This is a genomic window from Streptomyces sp. NBC_00083 (assembly GCF_026343295.1).
Lineage (GTDB): Bacteria > Actinomycetota > Actinomycetes > Streptomycetales > Streptomycetaceae > Streptomyces.
Window position 1 is genome coordinate 1272639 of record NZ_JAPELY010000001.1, and the last position, 18077, is coordinate 1290715.

Here is an 18077-nt window from a genome sequence, read left to right on the forward strand (position 1 = left end):
GGGCGGAGGTCCCGCGCGCCCACCGAGCCCGAGCCCCGCTCCACCCGTGGACTCCTGGAACTAGAACTGGTATCAGTTCTGAAACAGAGTCAGGTACCCCTACAGACGCCCGCACACACGCACCGACCAGGCCCGCCCCGCAGGAGGCACCCGGCATGACCGAGCTCGTGGAACACGGACAGCTTTTCATCGGCGGGGAGTTGACCGACCCCCTCGGCACCGACGTCATCGAGGTGATCTCGCCCCACACCGAGCAGGTCATCGGCCGCGTCCCGCACGCCTCGCGGGCCGACGTCGACCGGGCCGTCGCCGCCGCACGCACCGCCTTCGACGACGGACCCTGGGCGCGGGCCACGCCCGAGGAGCGGATCGAGGTGGTGGAGCGGATCAAGGACGCGATTCTGGTCCGGCACGAGGAGATCGCCCGGTCGATCAGCTCGCAGAACGGATCGCCGTACTCCTGGAGCGTGCTCGCCCAGGCGCTCGGCGCGATGATGGTGTGGGACTCCGCCCTCACCGTCGCCCGCTCATTCCCCTACGAGGAACGCCGGTCGGGCGCGCTCGGCCCGCTGCTGATCCGGCGCGAGCCGGTCGGCGTCGTGGCGGCCGTGGTGCCGTGGAACGTGCCCCAGTTCGTGGCCGCGGCCAAGCTCGCCCCCGCGCTGCTCACCGGCTGCTCGGTGATCCTCAAGCCGTCCCCCGAGACGCCGCTCGACTCCTACATCCTCGGCGAGATCGCCGCCGAGGCCGGGCTCCCCGAGGGCGTCCTGTCCATCCTGCCCGCGGACCGCGAGGTCAGCGAGTACCTCGTCGGGCACCCCGGCGTCGACAAGGTGGCCTTCACCGGATCGGTCGCGGCCGGCAAGCGCGTCATGGAGGTGGCCTCGCGCAACCTCACCCGCGTCACCCTGGAGCTCGGCGGCAAGTCGGCCGCCGTCATCCTGCCCGACGCCGACCTGGAGGCGACCGTCGCGGGTGTCGTCCCGGCGGCCTGGATGAACAACGGGCAGGCCTGTGTCGCCCAGACCCGCATCCTCGCGCCGCGCGCCCGCTACGACGAGTTCGCCGAGGCCTTCGCCGCCGCCGCGGGCGCCCTCGTCGTCGGGGACCCGATGGACATCGCCACCCAGGTCGGGCCGCTCGTCGCCGAACGCCAGCAGCGCCGCTCGCTCGACTACATCCGCATCGGCCAGGAGGAGGGCGCCAAGATCCTGGCGGGCGGCGGCCGTCCCGCCGGACTCGACCGGGGCTGGTACGTCGAGCCGACGCTCTTCGGCGAGGTCGACAACTCGATGCGCATCGCCCGCGAGGAGATCTTCGGCCCGGTCATCTGCCTGCTGCCGTACGGGGACGAAGCGGAGGCGCTCAGGATCGCCAACGACTCCGAGTACGGGCTCAGCGGCAGCGTGTGGACCGGCGACGTCGAGCACGGCATCGACTTCGGGCGCCGGGTGCGGACCGGCACCTTCAACGTCAACACCTTCAGCCTCGACATGCTCGGCCCGTTCGGCGGCTACAAGTCCTCCGGTCTGGGGCGGGAGTTCGGGCCCGAGGGGTTCGGCGCGTACCTGGAGCACAAGATGATCCACCTGCCCGCGGGCCACGGAGGCGAGTGATGGGCGACCGCTGGCACATCGAGGTCGACCGGAGCGTGTGCATCGGCTCCGGCATGTGCGTCAACCACGCCCCGGACGGCTTCGCGCTCGACACCGCGCGCCAGTCCCATCCGCGCATCGCCGACACCGATGCCAACGAGAGGATCCTGGCCGCCGCCGAGGGCTGCCCGGTGGAGGCCATCCTGATCACCCTGCTCGACTCCCGCGAGACCGTCTTCCCGCCCGAGGACTAGCGCGGCGGCACACGCCACGAGCACCTGCCCCTATCCCTCTGTTCGAGCCCTGCGAACACAGGTTGATCCATGCGTAGCGCATGGTGACCTGATGACAGGCGTGACTGTCCCGGTCCGTCGGCGGCGTGGAAAAGTCGTGGCCACGCCGTCGAGGGGGGAGCACCAACTCGATGTGAAGACGTCGAGGGGGAGGCACGATGGACAAGCGGTACGAGGTCTTCTGTCTGGCGGACAGATATTTCTACGAGACCCCGGACCGCTTGTCCTCCTCGCGCACCGGAACCCGGGTGCCGCTGTTCGACATCGCCGAGCGCCCGGCGCCCGACGGCTGGACGTCCCAACTCGCCGGTGACTGGCTGCACTTGAACCCGGAGCACATACCGGGACGCGAGCCGATGCCGCAGCAGGGCTGGAAGATCCACGTCTCCGCGTGTCTCGGCAACGCCGAGAAGATCGCCGAGGTGGTGTGGGAGTACTGCGTCCCGCGGGCCGTCCCGTTCAAGTTCGTACCCGGACGGCGGCCGCTGCACCTGCGCAACTCCAAGTACGCCGACCGCGGCGCAAGCGGCAAGTTCGTCACGATCTACCCGGCCGACGACGCCCAGTTCCAGCTCGTACTCGACGAGTTGGGCGCCCTGCTCGCCGGGGAGCCGGGGCCGTACATCCTCAGCGATCTGCGCTGGGGCCAGGGCCCCCTCTACGTCCGCTACGGCGGCTTCACCAAGCGCCACTGCGTCGACGGGAACGGCGCCCTCGTCACGGCGATCGAGAACGCCGACGGGGTGCTCGTGCCCGACCGCCGCGACCCCGTCTTCCACCTGCCGGAGTGGGTCGCGCTGCCCGAGTTCCTCGCCCCGCACCTCGCGGCCCGCAACGCGACCGGCACCGGCGACCTGCCCTACCGCATCGAGCGCGCCCTGCACTTCTCCAACGGCGGCGGCGTCTACGCCGGCACCGACACCCGCACCGGCGAGAAGGTCGTCCTCAAGGAAGCGCGCCCGCACGCCGGGCTCGCCGCGGACGGCGCCGACGCGGTGGCCCGCCTGGAACAGGAGCGAGCAGCCCTGGAACAGGTCGCGGGGAGCGGCGTCGCCCCCCGGGTGCGCGACTGGTTCACCCTCGGCGAGCACCGCTTCCTGGTGATGGACTTCGTCGAAGGCCGCTCCCTCAACTCCTTCTTCGCCTACCGCCATCCGCTGATCGGCGTCGATCCCGACCCCGACGCGGTCGCCGAGTACACCCGGTGGGCGCTGCGCGTCGTGGCGGCGACCGAGGACGCGGTGGCAGCGGTGCACGAGCGGGGCGTCGTCTTCAACGACCTGCACATGTTCAACATCATGGTCGACCCCGACGAACAGGGCGTACGGCTGCTCGACTTCGAGGCGGCGCTGCCCGTCGACGACCACCGCGGCCAGCACATGGCGCATCCCGGTTTCATCGCCCCGCTCGACCGCAAGGGCTTCGACGTCGACCGTTACGCCCTCGCGTGTCTGCGGATCGCGCTGTTCGTGCCGATGACGAGCCTGCTGGTGATCGACCGCGCCAAGGCCGGCCACCTCGCCGAGATCGCCGCCTCCCAGTTCCCGGACCTGCCCGCCGGCTACCTCGCCGAGGCGGTCCGGGTGATCGAGGGCGAGAGCGCGCGGGACACCGCACGGACAGGTGCCGCGACGGACGCCGCGCCGGTCACCGCCGGGGCGGGCACCGGCGCCGGGCCCGCCGCGAGCGGCACGGGCCGGATGTCCGTCGAGCCCGGCGACTGGCCCGCGAGCCGAGACTCCATGGCCCGCGCCATCCTCGCCTCCGCCACCCCCGACCGCGACGACCGGCTCTTCCCCGGCGACATCGCCCAGTTCGCCACCGGCGGCGGCCTCGGCATCGCGCACGGCGCCGCCGGCGTCCTCTACGCGCTCGCCGAGACCGGCGCCGCCCGCTACCCCGAGGGCGAGCGGTGGCTGCTCGCGCACACCGCGCCGCCGCCGTCCGGCACCCCGCTCGGCCTCTACGACGGGCTCGCCGGCGTCGCGTACGTCCTCGACCGGCTCGGCCACACCGAACGCGCCCGGGAGCTGATCGAGACCGTCCTCGCCGAGAAGTGGCAAAGGCTCGCCCCCGAGCTCCACGGCGGCCTCGCGGGCCTCGGCCTCGTCCTCGACGGGCTCGGCTGCAAGGAAGAGGCCCTGGCGGTGGCGGACCAGCTCGCCGGGCGCACCGGCGAGGCCCGCCGCGCGGGGCTGCTGCACGGCGCCACCGGCCCCGCCCTGTTCTTCCTCCGGCTCTACGAGTCCACCGGCGACCCCGCACTGCTCGACCGGGCCGCGGACGAACTGCGCCGCGACCTCGACCGGTGCCTCGTCAACCCGTCCGGCACCCTGGTCGTCGACGACACCACCCGGACCCTTCCCTACCTCGGCGGGGGCAGCGTCGGCATCGCCGCCGTCCTCGACGACTTCCTCGCCCACCGGCCCGAGGAAACGTTCCAGAAGGCCCGCGAGCAGATCCTGCCCGCCGCCCGCTCCCGGTACTACGCGCAGTCCGGCCTCTTCAACGGCCGCGCCGGCATGGTGCTCCACCTCGCGAGGACCGGCGCGCCACGCGAGTGGACCGACGAGCAGATCCGCGGCCTCGGCTGGTTCACCCTCCCCTACGAGGGCCATCTCGCCTTCCCCGGCGACCAGTTGATGCGCCTGTCCATGGACCTCGCGACCGGCACGGCGGGCTGCCTCCTGGCGCTCGGCGCGGCCCTCGCCGACCGGCCCGTCGGACTGCCCTTCCTGGCGCCCCTCCCCGCCGCCCCACCGGGCGGCCCCACGAACGGCCCCATCCGGGGCTGAACACCCCGTCCCCACGGACGGTTCCGCACATCGCCGACAAAGGAGAATGCAATGTCCCTTCTCGACCTGCAGAACCTCGACGTTGAGCTCGACATCGACGAGGGCGACGGCGGCCACGGCGGCGGCGGCCACGGCGGCGGCAGCTCCCTGAGCCTGCTCCTCTGTGACAGCGTCGCCAGCGTGTCGCTCTGCCTGTAATCCCTGCTTGATCCGCTGAAGCAGTGATTGACGCGGCCCCGCCCGGCACCGCTCGCCGGCCGGGGCCGCCGCACGCGGGAGGCCGCTTTGCTGTTGCGTGAGACCATCCGGCAGAGCGCCGGCCCCGGCACCCTCATCCTGTTCCTGAGCTGCGCGTCGGCCGGTGCCGGGCTCGCCCTGCCCGCGGCGCTCGGCCGCGCACTCGACCTGGTGCTCGGCGGACGGCAGACGCAGGCCGGCCCCTGGATCGCGCTGTGTGTCACGCTCACCGTGCTCGCGGTGCTCGTCGGCGCCCTCGAATCGGCCGTCACCGCCACCGCCACCGCCCGCAGCGCCGCGTGGCTGCGCCGCCGCGTCCTCGGCCACGTCCTGGACGCCGAAACACAACAAGCCTGCTCCCAGGGCGAGTTGGTGGCCCGGCTCACCGGGAACGCGGTGCAGGGCGCGACCGTGCCCGTCTCCGTCGCCGGCGCCCTCGCCGCGGTCCTCACCCCGGTCGGCGGCCTCGTCGCCCTCGCGCTCACCGACTGGCTCACCGCCGTGGTGGTGCTCGCCGGCCTGCCCCTGTTCGCCCTGCTCCTGAAGGTGTTCGTCCGGGGCTCGGGCGCCAGCAGCGCGGGCTATCTGCGCGTCCAGGGCGAGATAGCGGGCCGCCTCCTCGAAGCGGTGCGCGGCGCCGGCACCATCGCCGCCGCCGGACACCCCGGGCGCGACGAACGGCGCATCCTGGCCCCGCTGCCCGAACTGTCCCGCCAGGGCCACCGCATGTGGGAGGTGCTCGGCCGCTCCACCGCGCAGGCCGCGGTGCTGCTGCCGCTGCTCCAGCTCGCGGTCCTAGCGGTCGCGGGGCTGCGCGTCGCGGGCGGCGACCTCAGCGTGGGCGGCCTCCTCGCCGCATGGCGTTACGCCGCGCTCGCCACCGGCACCGGCTCGCTGGTCGGCATGGTCAACACCCTGACCCGCGGACGCACCGCCCTCGACCGGCTCCAGGACGTGCTCGCCGCCCCCGTCACGCCGTACGGGACCAGTCAAATCCCCGCAGGAGTAGGAGAGTTGACGCTTCGCGGCGTGACGCACGGCCCGTTGCGCGACCTCGACCTGACCGTGCCCGGGGGATCCGTCGTGGCCGTCGTGGGGCGCACGGGCAGCGGCAAATCGGCGCTCGCCGCCGTCGCGGGCCGGCTCGCCGACCCCGAGCACGGCACGGTCGCCCTGGATGGCGTGCCGCTGCCCGCCCTCGCCAGAACCGAGCTGCGCCGCGCGGTCGGCTACGCCTTCGCCCGGCCCACCCTGCTCGGCGCCACCATCGGCGCCACCATCGCCTACGGGGCCCACGACCCGGGCGGCGCGGCCGTACGGGACGCGGCCCGCGCCGCCTGCGCCGACGACTTCATCCGGACGATGCCCGACGGCTACGCCACGCCCTGCGCGAGCGCCCCGCTCTCCGGCGGAGAATGCCAACGCCTCGGCCTGGCGCGGGCGTTCGCGCACCGGGGACGGCTCCTCATCCTGGACGACGCCACGTCGAGCCTGGACTCGGCGACCGAACTGAAGATCTCGCAAGCCCTGTTGCACGGCGGCGGCACCCGGCTCATCATCGCCCTGAAGGCATCCACGGCGGCCCGCGCGGACCTCGTGGTGTGGCTGGAGGACGGCCGCCCGCGCGCCGTCGCCCCCCACCACGAGCTGTACCGGCTGCCCGACTACCGCGCCGTGTTCGGGGAGGCCGAAGCCGCGTGCTGATGAGCCTGCTCGGGCGCCACAAGCGGGTGCTGGCGCGCCTCGCCGCATGGTCGCTGCTCGAATCCGCCCAGACCTTCCTGCTCGGCTTCGCCCTCGCCCGCGCGCTCGACGACGGGTTCCTCGCCGGCCGCGCCGCCGCCGGCGTCGGCTGGCTCGCGGCCGCCGCGGCGGCCGTCCTCGCCGGGGCCCTCGGCACCCGCCGGGTCTACGGGGCCGTCGCCGCGTTCGTGGAACCCGTACGCGACGAACTGGTCCGGGCCGTGGTGACGCGCGGGCTGCGCGAGGCCGACGACGCCGCCCTGTCCCGCCTGACCCAGCAGGTCGAGCTCGCCCGCGACACCCTCGCCGGCCTCGTCCTGGTCGCCCGCACCTTCGTCTTCACCGCCGCGGGCGCCCTCATCGGCCTGTTCGCGCTCGCGCCCGCCCTGCTCGCCGTGGTCGGCGGCCCCCTCGCCGTGGGCCTCGTGCTCTTCGCCGTGACGCTCGGCCCGCTCGCCCGCCGCCAGGAGGAGTTCCTGGCCGCCGACGAACGCCTCGCCGCCGAACTCGGCCTGATCGCGGGCGGGTTGCGGGACATCGCCGCGTCCGGCGCCCAGGAGCGGGCCGCCGAGAGCGCCGGGGACCGCGTCGACGACGAGTACCGCGCCGCGCGCTCCCTCGCGTACTGGGGCGTGGCGAGGACCCTCGCCGTGGGCATCGGCGGCCGGCTGCCCCTGGTGCTGCTCCTGGTCACCGCGCCCTGGCTGCTGCGGCACGGGGTCACCGCGGGCGGCCTGGCCGGCGCCCTCGCCTACCTCACCCAGTCGCTGCTGCCCGCCCTCCAGGCCCTGGTCCAGGGCCTCGGCACCTCCGGCGCCCGCCTCACCGTCGTCCTGCGCCGGCTGACCGCGGGGCAGGAGCGGCCCGCGGTGGATCCGCCGCGCGACGACGCGGCGTGGCCGGTACGTCTGAGCGGGCTCGTCTTCGCGTACGGGCCCGGCGCCGCCCCCGTCATCGACCGGCTGGACCTCTCCGTGCCGGCCGGGGAGCGGCTCGCGGTGGCGGGGCCGAGCGGCATCGGCAAGTCGACGCTGCTCGCCCTGGTCGCCGGAGTGCTGCGCCCGGACGCCGGGACGGTGACGCTGGGCTGCGAGCGGGTGCTCGTACCGCAGGAGGCGTACGTGTTCACCGCCACACTGCGCGAGAACCTCGGCTACTTCTGCCCGCAACTCCCCTCGGATCAAGCGCTGTTGGCGTCGGCGGAGGCGGTGGGGGCGGCCCCGCTCGTGGCTCGTGTCGGCGGGCTCGACGCGGTGGTCGACCCCGCCGCGCTCTCCAACGCCGAGCGGCAGCTCCTCGCGCTGGCCCGCGCCCACGCGGCGCCCGCGCCCCTGGTCCTGCTCGACGAGGCCACCTGCCACCTGGACCCGGCGGCGGAGGCGTGTGCGGAGCGGGCGTTCACCGGGCGCACCCTCGTCGTCGTCGCCCACCGCACCGGGTCCGCCCGGCGCGCGGACCGGGTGCTTCTGATGGACGGAGCCCGCGCCGAACTCGGCACCCACGAAGAGCTGTTGGCCCGCTCCGCGTTCTACCGCGACCTCACCGGGACGGGACCCTCACACCCATCCCTCCCCCTGGGAGATCCTGATCGCGTCGACCCGGTTGCGGGCGCCCGTCTTGCGGGTGATGGCGGCCATGTAATTGCGTACGGTGCCGTTGGAAAGATGGAGCCGCAGCGCGATGTCGGAGACCGAGGCGCCCTCCGCGGCGAGTGAGAGAACGCTCAACTCGCGCCGGGTGAGCGGCATTTCGGCGGCTCTGAGAAAGCTGAAGCCGAGCGAGTCGTCGACGAACCGTTTCCCTTCGGCGACCTGTCTTATCGCGAAGACCAGCTGTTCGGGCGTGCCGCCCTTGTCCACGTAGCCGCGGGCCTGGGCGTCGGCCGCCCGTTTCAGGGGCCCCGGACGGTGTGCGTCGGCCAGGACCAGGAGCCGGCTCTTACCGGTGCCGGGCCGACAGCCGGTCAGTTCGCCGAGCGGTGCGATCCCGTAGGACTCCGAACAGTCCAGGTCGGCCGCGCAGACGTCCGGGCTCAATAATCGCGCGAGCGCGGGGGCGCCGCGCCATGCCGCGTGGTGAACCTCCAGGTCGGACTCGCGTGCGAGGCGGTCGGCGAGCGCCAACCGCAAGAGACACGCGTCGTGCACGAGAAGTACCCGGATCACGGTTCCAGCTCCTTCCAGGTCGATCGCTACCGGCGCCTTCGTTGGGCACGCAACGATTCTGGGCGGCGGTTACCCCTGACATGGTCCGGGCGAACAGATCGATGGGGGGCACTGGGGGCGCGCACCCGCGCACGAGTGGCGCGGCACGCGCCGCCGGGGCGCATACGGAGGGGGTCGGTTCGGCCCGGGGCCCCCGGTCCCACCTGGGGCTCGGCCCTGACCGGGGCCGCCCGGCGGGGGAGCGCGCCCGGTCGGATCCGGCGGTCGCCCTGCGGGGCGGGGGCGGTTTTCGGCCGCGCGCGATGGCCGGTTGCCCGCGCGCGGGCGAGGCCGTCTCCCGGGCCCCCGACCCCGGGCACCGCGCCCCTCGGCGGGGTGCGTGCGGGGTGGGTGGGGTGTGCTCGGCCCCGCCGGGCTCTGGCCGGCTGCCTAGCGGCGTGTCTGCGGGGTGGGTGGGGTGGTGGTCAGGTCGATCAGTTTGCAGACCGTTTCGATGTCGATCTTGACCTGGGCGATCGACGCCCGGCCCGAGAGCCAGGTGATCAGGGCCGAGTGCCAGGTGTGCTCGATGACCCGGACCGCCGAGAGCTGCTCGGGGGTGGGGTGGTCCAGGCCCATCGCGTCGAGGATGATCGCCGTGGTCTGGCGGGAGACCGTGTCCACCTCCGGGCTCACGGAGCGGTCCGCGAAGGTGAGCGCCCGCACCATCGCGTCCGCGAGGTGCGGCTCGCGCTGGAGCGCGCGGAAGGCCCGCATGAGCGTCTCGGCCACCCGCTCCGCCGAGGCCTCGCCGGACGGCGGATGCTTGCGCAGCGTGCTGTGCATGTGCTGGAGCTGGTCCTGCATGGTCGCGACCAGCAGGTGGATCTTGGAAGGGAAGTAGCGGTACAGGGTGCCGAGCGCGACCCCCGCGGCCTCGGCCACCTCACGCATCTGGACCGCGTCGAACCCGCCCCGGCTGGCCAGCTGGGCGCTCGCGTGCAGGATGCGGCCGCGCCGCGCCTCCTGGCGTTCCGTCAGCGCAGGAGAGGCCGCCGTCGCCGCCTTGACTTCCGCTGTCATATGTACCGTTCCGTTTGTCCGGTTCTCTGCCACGGTCTTCGGCGGCCCAGCATGGCAGGGGCCCCGCCGTGGCGCGAATCACCTGATCCGGCCCTTACAGTCGCACTACCTGCCGGTAGATTCGATGCTCCTTGAGTGATCAAAGCACGCTCAAGGAGGATCAAGTCTGGAACTTGTTCTAGATTAGCGCGAGCGGTTACGCTCCGGCGAAACGCAGTGATGAAGGGGGCCGCGAGTGACCGCTGAGGCCATAGAGGCAGGCCCCCGCACCGGGGACGCCGGCCGTGCGGGCGAAGGCCCGCTGCGGATCGCGCTCCTGACCTACAAGGGGAACCCGTTCTGCGGCGGTCAGGGCGTCTACGTCCGCCACCTCTCGCGCGAACTGGCCCGGCTCGGGCACCACGTCGAGGTCATCGGCGCCCAGCCCTACCCCGTGCTCGACGAGGGCGTGACCCTGACCGAGCTCCCCAGCATGGACCTCTACCGCTCGCCCGACCCGTTCCGCACACCCGCGCGCGACGAGTACCGGGACTGGATCGACCACCTCGAAGTGGCCACCATGCGCACCGGCGGCTTCCCCGAGCCGCTCACCTTCTCGCTGCGCGCCCGGCGCCACCTGGCCGCCCGCCGCGGCGAGTTCGACGTCGTGCACGACAACCAGACCCTCGGCTACGGACTGCTCGGCGCCATCGGCGCGCCCCTGGTCACCACGATCCACCACCCCATCACCGTCGACCGCAAGCTGGAACTGGACGCGGCCCCCGACTGGAAGCGCCGCGCCTCCGTGCGCCGCTGGTACGGCTTCACGCACATGCAGAAGCGCGTCGCCCGCCGGCTGCCCTCGGTGCTCACCGTCTCCGGCACCTCCAAGGGCGAGATCGTCGACCACCTCGGGGTCCGCGAGGACCGCATCGAGGTCGTGCACATCGGGGCCGACACCAGCTTGTGGTCGCCCGACCCCGCCGTCGCCGAGGTGCCCGGCCGCATCGTGACCACATCCAGCGCCGACGTGCCCCTCAAGGGCCTGGTCTTCCTCGTCGAGGCGCTCGCCAAGGCGCGCGCCGAGCACCCCGACGCCCACCTCGTCGTCGTCGGCAGGCGCGCCGAGGACGGACCCGTCGCCCAGGCCATCGAGAAGTACGGGCTCGGCCGCGCCGTGGAGTTCGTCAAGGGCATCACCGACGCCGAACTCGTCGACCTCGTACGCTCCGCGCAGATCGCGTGCGTCCCGTCGCTGTACGAGGGCTTCTCGCTGCCCGCCGCCGAGGCCATGGCCACCGCCACCCCGCTGCTCGCCACGACCGGCGGCGCGATCCCCGAGGTCGCGGGCGCCGACGGCGAGACCTGCCTCGCGGTGCCGCCCGGCGACGCGGGCGCGCTCGCCGCCGGCCTCACCCGGCTCCTCGGCGACCCGGCGCTGCGCCGCCGCATCGGCGCCGCCGGACGCGAACGGGTCCTCGAACGCTTCACCTGGCGGCGCGCGGCCCTCGGCACCGCCGGCCTCTACCGCTCCGCGATCGCCGCCCAGGGCCGCCCCGCGGCCCGGTGACGGCGCGCCACCCCCTCCAACCCCGGCCGAACCCACCCCCCCGTCCGCGAAAGCAGGCATCCGTGCTGACCGTCGACTTCTCCCGCTTCCCGCTCGCCCCGGGCGACCGCGTGCTCGACCTGGGCTGCGGCGCGGGCCGGCACGCCTTCGAGTGCTACCGGCGCGGCGCCCAGGTCGTGGCCCTCGACCAGAACGGCGAGGAGATCCGCGAGGTCGCGAAGTGGTTCGCCGCGATGAAGGAGGCCGGCGAGGCTCCCGAGGGGGCCACCGCCACCGCGATGGAGGGCGACGCGCTCAACCTCCCCTTCCCCGACGAGTCCTTCGACGTCGTGATCATCTCCGAGGTCATGGAGCACATCCCCGACGACAAGGGCGTGCTCGCCGAGATAGTCCGCGTCCTGCGGCCCGGCGGCCGCATCGCGGTGACCGTGCCGCGGTACGGGCCCGAGAAGGTGTGCTGGGCACTCTCGGACGCGTACCACGAGGTCGAGGGCGGCCACATCCGCATCTACAAGGCCGACGAGCTGATCGGCAAGATGAAGCAGGCCGGACTCAAGCCGTACGGCAGCCACCACGCGCACGCGCTGCACTCGCCGTACTGGTGGCTCAAGTGCGCCTTCGGCGTCGACAACGACAAGGCGCTGCCGGTGAAGGCGTACCACCAGCTCCTGGTCTGGGACATCATGAAGACGCCCGGCATCAGCACCGTCACGCGCCTCGCCGAGCGGGCCCTCAACCCGGTCGTCGGCAAGAGCTTCGTGGCGTACGCGACCAAGCCGCACCTGCCCGTGGGCGCCGCCAAGTGACCTCTCCGGAGCGCACCGAGCACCTCGTCCTGCCCGGGGTGCTCACCGCCGGGCAGGCCGGGCGGACGGTCGCGGCGCTGCTCGCCGCGCAGCGCGCCGACGGCGCCATCCCCTGGTTCCGCGGCCACCACCTGGACCCGTGGGACCACACCGAGGCGGCGATGGCCCTGGACGCGGCGGGGGAGCACGCCGCCGCCGAACGCGCCTACGACTGGCTGGCGCGCCACCAGAACGCCGACGGTTCCTGGTACGCCGCCTACCACGACGGCGAGCACGACAAGGTCACCGACCACGGCCAGGAGTCCAACTTCGTCGCCTACATCGCGGTCGGGGTCTGGCACCACTACCTCGCCACCGGCGACGACGCCTTCCTCGACCGCATGTGGCCCGCGGTCAGGGCCGCCGTCGCATGGGTCCTCGCCCTCCAGCAGAACGGCGGCGAGATCGGCTGGAAGCGCGAGGAGGACGGCACGGCCGTCACCGACGCGCTGCTCACCGGCAGCTCCTCCGTGCACCACGCGCTGCGCTGCGCGCTCGCCGTCGCCGAGCAGCTCGAAGAGCCGCAGCCCGACTGGGAGTTGGCGACCGGCGCGCTCGCCCACGCCATCCGGCACCACCCCGAGCGCTTCCTCGACAAGTCCCGCTACTCCATGGACTGGTACTACCCCGTCCTCGGCGGCGCCCTCACCGGCGCCGACGCCAAGGCCCGTATCGAGTCGATGTGGGACGCCTTCGTGGTGCCCGGCCGCGGGGTGCGCTGTGTGCTGCCCAACCCGTGGGTGACCGGCGGCGAGAGCTGTGAACTCGCCCTGGCGCTCTGGGCGGTGGGGGAGTCCGACCGCGCCCTGGAGATCCTCCAGTCCATCGGGCACCTGCGGGACGAGGCGTCCGGCATGTACTGGACGGGGTACGTCTTCGAGGGCGACCGCGCGGTGTGGCCCGAGGAACTCACCACGTGGACGGCGGGCTCGCTGCTGCTCGCGGTGGCGGCGCTCGGTGGCGACGAGGCGACCGGCGCGGTGTTCGGCGGGGAGCGCCTGCCCAGGGGCCTCGCGCCCTCCTGCTGCGGCCAGGAGGCCCCGCAGTAGACCCGTACGGCCCCGAACCCGTACGGCCCCGAACCCGTACGGCCCCGAACCCGTACGGGGCCGAGGAGCAGACCCGTACGGCGTCGCCCGAGTGGCGCAGTGCGGTGGGCCGGGTGAGGCTGCCGGGGAGGCCGAACATACCCCCGGAGGTCATCGTGCCCACTCTGTTCCCCATCCGCCGCATAATCGTGGCGGTCGTCCTGTCCTGCGCCGTTCTGGTGTCGACGACCGCCTGCGGAGGAGAGACCCGGTCCGACCGGACGCAGACCCAGAACGCCGCGCTCACCGCGGCCGAGAGCACCCCGTCGCCGAGCGCGTCGGCGGAGCGGCAGAAGCTCGCCAAGACCCGCTTCGTCGCCAACGCCGGACTCGCGGCGGGCGCCGCCTACCAGTGGATCATCAAGCCCTACAAGGCGGGCAAGTTCAAGAAGGGCACGAAGGGCCGTACGTTCGCCCTCGTCAAGGCCGGTCTGGCCGGCGCGTTCACGTACAACCGCCTGAAGGCGGCGTCCGAGAACGCCAAGGGCGACCCGCTGCTCTCCAAAGCCGTCGCGCCGCTCACCTCGGGCATCGAATCGCTCAAGGGGCTGGGCAGCAAGCTGCGCAAGGGCGACGCGAACGACAGTGACGTCGGCATGTTCGAGAACATGATCAACGGTGTGAAGGGCGCGGGCGAGAAGGCGGGCGCTCCGGTCAAGGACCAGGTGCCGTCGGCCGGCCAGCTCAGCGGTGGCTGAGCGGCTCGGCTAGGCGTTGAGCTCCGCGAGCGTGCGGAGCGTCGCAGGGTCCGGTGAGGTGACCAACAGGTCCGTCACCGGGCCCTTGCGCCACAACTCCAGGCGTTCCGCGATGCGTTGGCGCGGCCCGACCAGGGAGATCTCGTCGGCGAACGCGTCCGGCACGGCGAGCACCGCCTCCTCGCGGCGGCCCGCGAGGAACAGCTCCTGGACGCGGCGGGCCGCGTCCTCGTACCCCATGCGCGCCATCAGATCGGCGTGGAAGTTGCGGGCCGCGTGGCCCATGCCGCCGATGTAGAAGCCCAGCATCGCCTTGACCGGGAGCAGTCCTTCGGCGATGTCGTCGCAGACGTGCGCGCGCACCATGGGGGCGACCAGGAAGCCGTCGCGCAGCTCCGTCAGGGCGGCGGCGTACGCGTCGGTGCGGGTCGGCGACCAGTAGAGCGGGAGCCAGCCGTCGGCGATGCGGGTCGTCTGGGCGATGTTCTTGGGGCCCTCGGCGCCCAGGAGTACCGGGAGGTCGGGGCGCAGGGGGTGGGTGATGGCCTTGAGGGGTTTGCCGAGGCCCGTGCCGTCCGCGCCGCCGTAGGGATGCGCGTGGAAGCGGCCGTCGAGCTCCACCGGCCCCTCGCGGCGCAGGACTTGGCGGATGACGTCGACGTACTCCCGGGTCGCGGTGAGCGGGCTCGACGGGAAGGGGCGCCCGTACCAGCCCTCCACGACCTGCGGCCCCGAGAGGCCGAGGCCCAGCATCATCCGGCCGCCCGAGAGGTGGTCCAGGGTGAGGGCGTGCATGGCGGTGGCGGTCGGGGTGCGGGCGGCCATCTGCGCGACGGCGGTGCCGAGCCGGATGCGGGAGGTGTGCGCGGCGATCCAGGTCAGCGGGGTGAAGGCGTCCGAGCCCCAGGCCTCCGCCGTCCACACCGAGTGGTAGCCGAACTCCTCGGCCGCGCGGGCCAGTTCGAGGTGGGCCGGGTTGGGGCCGCGTCCCCAGTAGCCGAGTGCGAGTCCCAGACGCATGTGCCGCCCCCTTGAGGAGAACCGGACCGGCCCGCCACGATCTGACGGTCCGTCAGGGGACTGTAGGGCAACGGCCCCCCGCCCGGAAGGGGCGGGGGGCCGTCGTGGAGCGGGTGCGGATCAGCCGCGCTGGATGCCCGTGGTGTCCTGAAGGACGCCGCGGCGGCCGTCCTGCGTCTGGGCCACCAGGCCGGGACCGCGCTGGTCGACCGCCAGGTACCAGGTACCCGGGGCGAGTTCGGCGATCGGGGTCGGCGAGCCGTCCTCCGCGTACAGCGGGCGGGCGACGGGGACCGCGAACCAGAACGGGGCGAAGTCGCCGGCCGGGGCGGCCGCGGCGGCGGGCTGCGCCTGGCTGTCCTTGTTCAGGTCGGCTGCCGGAGCCTGCGCCCCGAACGGCTGGGCCTGGGCGGCCTGCTGGCCACCGAGGCTCGGGTCGCCGGGGTGGGCGCCGTAGGGCTGCTGCTGGGCGGCGCCGGGGTAGCCGTAGCCACCGGCCGGCTGGGCCGCGCCCGGGTAGCCGTAGGCCGCCGGGGCGGCGGGGCTCGGGGTGCCCATCAGCGGCGCCTTGAGCGCGCCGACCAGCGGCGAGGCGACCGCGGCGGCGGCGAGCACCAGCGCGGCGATGAGGCCGAGGATCATGCCGGCGCCCGAGCCGTGCGCGTCGATGATGGTCCAGAACGCGGTCCAGGCGGAGAAGACGGTGAACGCGACACCGAACTGCGTGAGGTCGAGCCCCGCGATCTGCTTGGGCTGCGGCAGCGAACGGCCGACGACGACCAGCACCGCACCGATGATGCCTGCGAGGAACATGCTCATCAGGAGCGAGAGCGAGTCCCAGGCGTTCGGCTCGTCGATGCTCGGGCAGAACTGCCCGGAACAGCTGGGAGCGGACGTGAGACTCAGGAACGAGGCGATGAACAGCACCACCGCGGCGCCGATCACCACGCCGTCGCCTCGTGTGAGGGAGCGGATGTTCACGTAAAAGTCCTCTTTTATGTCGTCTCGTCGGGGCGGTCATCGCTGCCGCCGGTGTACGTGCACACGGCGTGAAGCTCTAGGTGGTTCCCCCTGTTACGGAGAATCTATCGTCTGGATCTGTGGGCCGTACGGCGGGTCGGGAGCCTACCCGCCCAGGAACGCCATAATGCCGTCGGCGATGCCCTGGGCCGCCTTCTGGTGCCAGTCCGTGCTCTTGAGGAGCCCGGAATCCCGGGAATCGCGCATGTTGCCGCACTCGATGAACACCTTCGGAACGGTCGACAGATTGAGCCCGCCGAGGTCGCTGCGAACGTCCAGGGCGGTGCCGTCGCCCACGTAGTTGGAGGCGTTCATGCCGGTGTCCTGGACGAACTTCCCCGCGATCCGCACACCGAGTTCACGCGAAGGCCCCACGATCGGGGCGGTGTCGGCGGCGCCGCCCTTCACGTTCGCGGGCAGGATGACGTGGAAGCCGCGCTGGCCCTGGGCCGCGCCGTCCGCGTGCACCGAGACGACGGCGTCCGCCTTCGCCCGATTGCCGATCCGGGCCCGCTCGTCCACACACGGCCCGAATGTCCGGTCGCCGTTCTGCGTGAAGATCACCTTGGCGCCCTGCTTTTCGAGGATCGCCCTGATCCGGTGCGACACATCGAGCGTGAACTCGGCTTCCGTATAACCGTCGTTGGTCTCGGTGCCGGTGGTGTCGCATTCCTTCTCGTTCGTTCCGATGTCCACCGGCTCATTGATCTCTTTTGTATGCCGGAAATTATTCGGATTGTGACCCGGGTCGATGACGACGGTCTTTCCGGCGAGCGCTCCGGTGCCGGATCCGCCCTGCGGCGGAGCCGACGGCGCGGACGAGCCGGGGCGCGGGGAGCCCGACACCGTCAGGGTCGCGGTGCCGGCCCCGGGGGGCGACGACGGCGCGCCGTGGCTGGGCAGCGCCTTCGGCGGCTTGTCGTCCTGCCTACCGTGGTCGGCCATCGCCTGCGAGACCAGCCAGCCCGCGAGGACGGTCGGCGCCAGGGCGGCGAGGGTGACGAGGGCCCGGCGGCGCCCGCGGCGCGACCGGCTGTCCGGATTCGATGACTCGCTGTCGTACGACACGGGTGCGATGCTAGGCCGTCGCTCCGGGATCGTGCCTGATCCGCGCCGCGCCGCGGGCGCCCCGGGGGGTCACAGCGCGGCGGACGTCCTGCGCAGGACCCGCAGCGAGTCGGTCGCCGAGACCTCGGTGAACGCGCCGGATTCGAGGGCCCGCAGGTAGATGCGGTACGGGGCCTGGCCGGTGAACTCGTCCACCGGGTCGGGGAAGACGTCATGGATGACCAGGGTGCCGCCCTCGGCGAGCTTCGGCGCCCAGCCCTCGTAGTCGGCGGTGGCGTGCTCGTCGGTGTGGCCCCCGTCGATGAAGACGAGGCCGAGCCGCCCGCCCCACACCCGCGCCGCCTGCGGCGAGCGCCCGACCACCGCGATCACATGGTCCTCCAGGCCGGCGGCGTGCAGGGTCCGCCGGAAGGTGGGGAGCGTGTCCATGCGTCCCACCTCGGCGTCGACGACCGTCGGGTCGTGGTACTCCCAGCCCGGCTGCTGCTCCTCGCTGCCGCGGTGGTGGTCGACGGTGACCGCGACCGTGCCGGACTCGCGGGCCGCCTCCGCGAGCAGGATCGTGGAGCGCCCGCAGTAGGTGCCGACCTCCAGGAGCGGGAGCCCGAGCGTCCCGGCCGTGGTGGCCGCCTCGTACAGCGCCAGTCCTTCCTTCACGGGCATGAAGCCCTTCGCCGCTTCGAAGGCGGCCAGGATGTGCGGCGTGGGAGAGGCCACGGTCCGGCTCCTCTGAGTCGTAGGTATGGGCGCCCCCATGGTGCCGCACACCCCCGACCCCGCTTCCCTCCGGGCCACCCCGCCCCCCTGCGGCTCCGCCCCGGACCCCGTTCGCGCCCGAAGGGCGCTCGTCCTCAGACGCCGGACGGGCCGAGGGCGCGCGTGCTGCCCGGCACCCCGCC

General features: G+C 73.1%; 15 protein-coding genes and 1 pseudogene. 10 read left to right on the forward strand and 6 right to left on the reverse strand.

The annotated features are described in order from the left end of the window. The first annotated feature begins 155 nt into the window (after nucleotides 1-155). From OOJ98_RS05490 to OOJ98_RS05515, 6 genes and pseudogenes are all read left to right on the forward strand, one after another. On the forward strand, nucleotides 156-1616 hold the full coding sequence (locus OOJ98_RS05490) for an aldehyde dehydrogenase (protein ID WP_267053469.1): 1461 nt from the start codon (nucleotides 156-158) through the stop codon (nucleotides 1614-1616). Next, a complete protein-coding gene (locus OOJ98_RS05495; protein WP_267053470.1) occupies nucleotides 1616-1849 on the forward strand; it encodes a ferredoxin in 234 nt (77 codons plus the stop codon). Before OOJ98_RS05490 ends, OOJ98_RS05495 begins: the two co-directional genes overlap by 1 nt. A gap of 197 nt (nucleotides 1850-2046) precedes the next feature. Further along, the gene (gene lanKC / locus OOJ98_RS05500; RefSeq protein WP_267053471.1) at nucleotides 2047-4683 is read left to right on the forward strand and encodes a class III lanthionine synthetase LanKC; all 2637 of its coding nucleotides are present in this window, start codon (nucleotides 2047-2049) and stop codon (nucleotides 4681-4683) included. A gap of 51 nt (nucleotides 4684-4734) precedes the next feature. Next, entirely contained in the window at nucleotides 4735-4881 is a 147-nt protein-coding gene (locus OOJ98_RS05505; protein ID WP_267053472.1) for a SapB/AmfS family lanthipeptide, read from the forward strand. Between the two features lie 93 nt (nucleotides 4882-4974). Beyond that, the gene (locus tag OOJ98_RS05510) at nucleotides 4975-6624 is read left to right on the forward strand and encodes an ABC transporter ATP-binding protein (RefSeq protein ID WP_267053473.1); all 1650 of its coding nucleotides are present in this window, start codon (nucleotides 4975-4977) and stop codon (nucleotides 6622-6624) included. Beyond that, nucleotides 6624-8006: pseudogene (locus OOJ98_RS05515) on the forward strand (ATP-binding cassette domain-containing protein); the annotation flags it as partial. The gene OOJ98_RS05510 and the pseudogene OOJ98_RS05515, both read left to right, overlap by 1 nt. A gap of 213 nt (nucleotides 8007-8219) precedes the next feature. On the opposite strand, the gene OOJ98_RS05520 reads toward OOJ98_RS05515, so the two are convergent. Together OOJ98_RS05520 and OOJ98_RS05525 are read right to left on the reverse strand one after the other, a co-directional pair. After that, on the reverse strand, nucleotides 8220-8828 hold the full coding sequence (locus OOJ98_RS05520; RefSeq protein WP_267053474.1) for a response regulator transcription factor: 609 nt from the start codon (nucleotides 8826-8828) through the stop codon (nucleotides 8220-8222). A gap of 429 nt (nucleotides 8829-9257) precedes the next feature. Further along, nucleotides 9258-9890: a TetR family transcriptional regulator gene (locus OOJ98_RS05525; RefSeq protein WP_267053475.1), complete on the reverse strand. Its 633-nt coding sequence runs from the start codon at nucleotides 9888-9890 to the stop codon at nucleotides 9258-9260. A 235-nt stretch (nucleotides 9891-10125) separates the two neighbouring features. Here OOJ98_RS05525 and OOJ98_RS05530 point away from each other — a divergent pair, with 235 nt between their 5' ends. The 4 genes from OOJ98_RS05530 to OOJ98_RS05545 all read left to right on the forward strand — a co-directional run bounded on the left by OOJ98_RS05530 (nucleotide 10126) and on the right by OOJ98_RS05545 (nucleotide 14070). Beyond that, complete coding sequence (locus OOJ98_RS05530; RefSeq protein ID WP_267053476.1) at nucleotides 10126-11439, forward strand: glycosyltransferase family 4 protein; 1314 nt, start codon at nucleotides 10126-10128, stop codon at nucleotides 11437-11439. A 62-nt stretch (nucleotides 11440-11501) separates the two neighbouring features. Beyond that, nucleotides 11502-12245: a class I SAM-dependent methyltransferase gene (locus OOJ98_RS05535; protein WP_267053477.1), complete on the forward strand. Its 744-nt coding sequence runs from the start codon at nucleotides 11502-11504 to the stop codon at nucleotides 12243-12245. Beyond that, nucleotides 12242-13333, forward strand: coding sequence for a prenyltransferase (locus OOJ98_RS05540; protein WP_267053478.1), 1092 nt, complete (start codon nucleotides 12242-12244; stop codon nucleotides 13331-13333). Before OOJ98_RS05535 ends, OOJ98_RS05540 begins: the two co-directional genes overlap by 4 nt. Nucleotides 13334-13488: 155 nt before the next feature. Further along, nucleotides 13489-14070: a hypothetical protein gene (locus tag OOJ98_RS05545; RefSeq protein ID WP_267053479.1), complete on the forward strand. Its 582-nt coding sequence runs from the start codon at nucleotides 13489-13491 to the stop codon at nucleotides 14068-14070. Between the two features lie 9 nt (nucleotides 14071-14079). Here OOJ98_RS05545 and OOJ98_RS05550 read toward each other — a convergent pair whose 3' ends face one another. The 4 genes from OOJ98_RS05550 to OOJ98_RS05565 all read right to left on the reverse strand — a co-directional run bounded on the left by OOJ98_RS05550 (nucleotide 14080) and on the right by OOJ98_RS05565 (nucleotide 17934). Beyond that, complete coding sequence (locus OOJ98_RS05550; RefSeq protein ID WP_267053480.1) at nucleotides 14080-15090, reverse strand: LLM class F420-dependent oxidoreductase; 1011 nt, start codon at nucleotides 15088-15090, stop codon at nucleotides 14080-14082. A 120-nt stretch (nucleotides 15091-15210) separates the two neighbouring features. Further along, nucleotides 15211-16071 carry a DUF5336 domain-containing protein gene (locus OOJ98_RS05555; RefSeq protein WP_267053481.1) on the reverse strand — a complete coding sequence of 287 codons (861 nt, stop codon included), beginning with the start codon at nucleotides 16069-16071 and terminating at the stop codon, nucleotides 15211-15213. Nucleotides 16072-16215: 144 nt separating this feature from the next. Further along, nucleotides 16216-17178 carry an N-acetylmuramoyl-L-alanine amidase gene (locus OOJ98_RS05560; RefSeq protein ID WP_267053482.1) on the reverse strand — a complete coding sequence of 321 codons (963 nt, stop codon included), beginning with the start codon at nucleotides 17176-17178 and terminating at the stop codon, nucleotides 16216-16218. A 69-nt stretch (nucleotides 17179-17247) separates the two neighbouring features. After that, nucleotides 17248-17934, reverse strand: coding sequence for a class I SAM-dependent methyltransferase (locus OOJ98_RS05565; protein WP_267053483.1), 687 nt, complete (start codon nucleotides 17932-17934; stop codon nucleotides 17248-17250). Nucleotides 17935-18077 lie beyond the last annotated feature (143 nt).

Bases quoted from the DNA above. Each gene is read 5' to 3' on its own strand.
- OOJ98_RS05490 (WP_267053469.1), top strand. From the start codon at position 156: ATGACCGAGCTCGTGGAACACGGACAGCTTTTCATCGGCGGGGAGTTG.
- OOJ98_RS05495 (WP_267053470.1), top strand. From the start codon at position 1,616: ATGGGCGACCGCTGGCACATCGAGGTCGACCGGAGCGTGTGCATCGGC.
- lanKC (WP_267053471.1), top strand. From the start codon at position 2,047: ATGGACAAGCGGTACGAGGTCTTCTGTCTGGCGGACAGATATTTCTAC.
- OOJ98_RS05505 (WP_267053472.1), top strand. From the start codon at position 4,735: ATGTCCCTTCTCGACCTGCAGAACCTCGACGTTGAGCTCGACATCGAC.
- OOJ98_RS05525 (WP_267053475.1), bottom strand. From the start codon at position 9,890: ATGACAGCGGAAGTCAAGGCGGCGACGGCGGCCTCTCCTGCGCTGACG.
- OOJ98_RS05550 (WP_267053480.1), bottom strand. From the start codon at position 15,090: ATGCGTCTGGGACTCGCACTCGGCTACTGGGGACGCGGCCCCAACCCG.
- OOJ98_RS05565 (WP_267053483.1), bottom strand. From the start codon at position 17,934: ATGGGGGCGCCCATACCTACGACTCAGAGGAGCCGGACCGTGGCCTCT.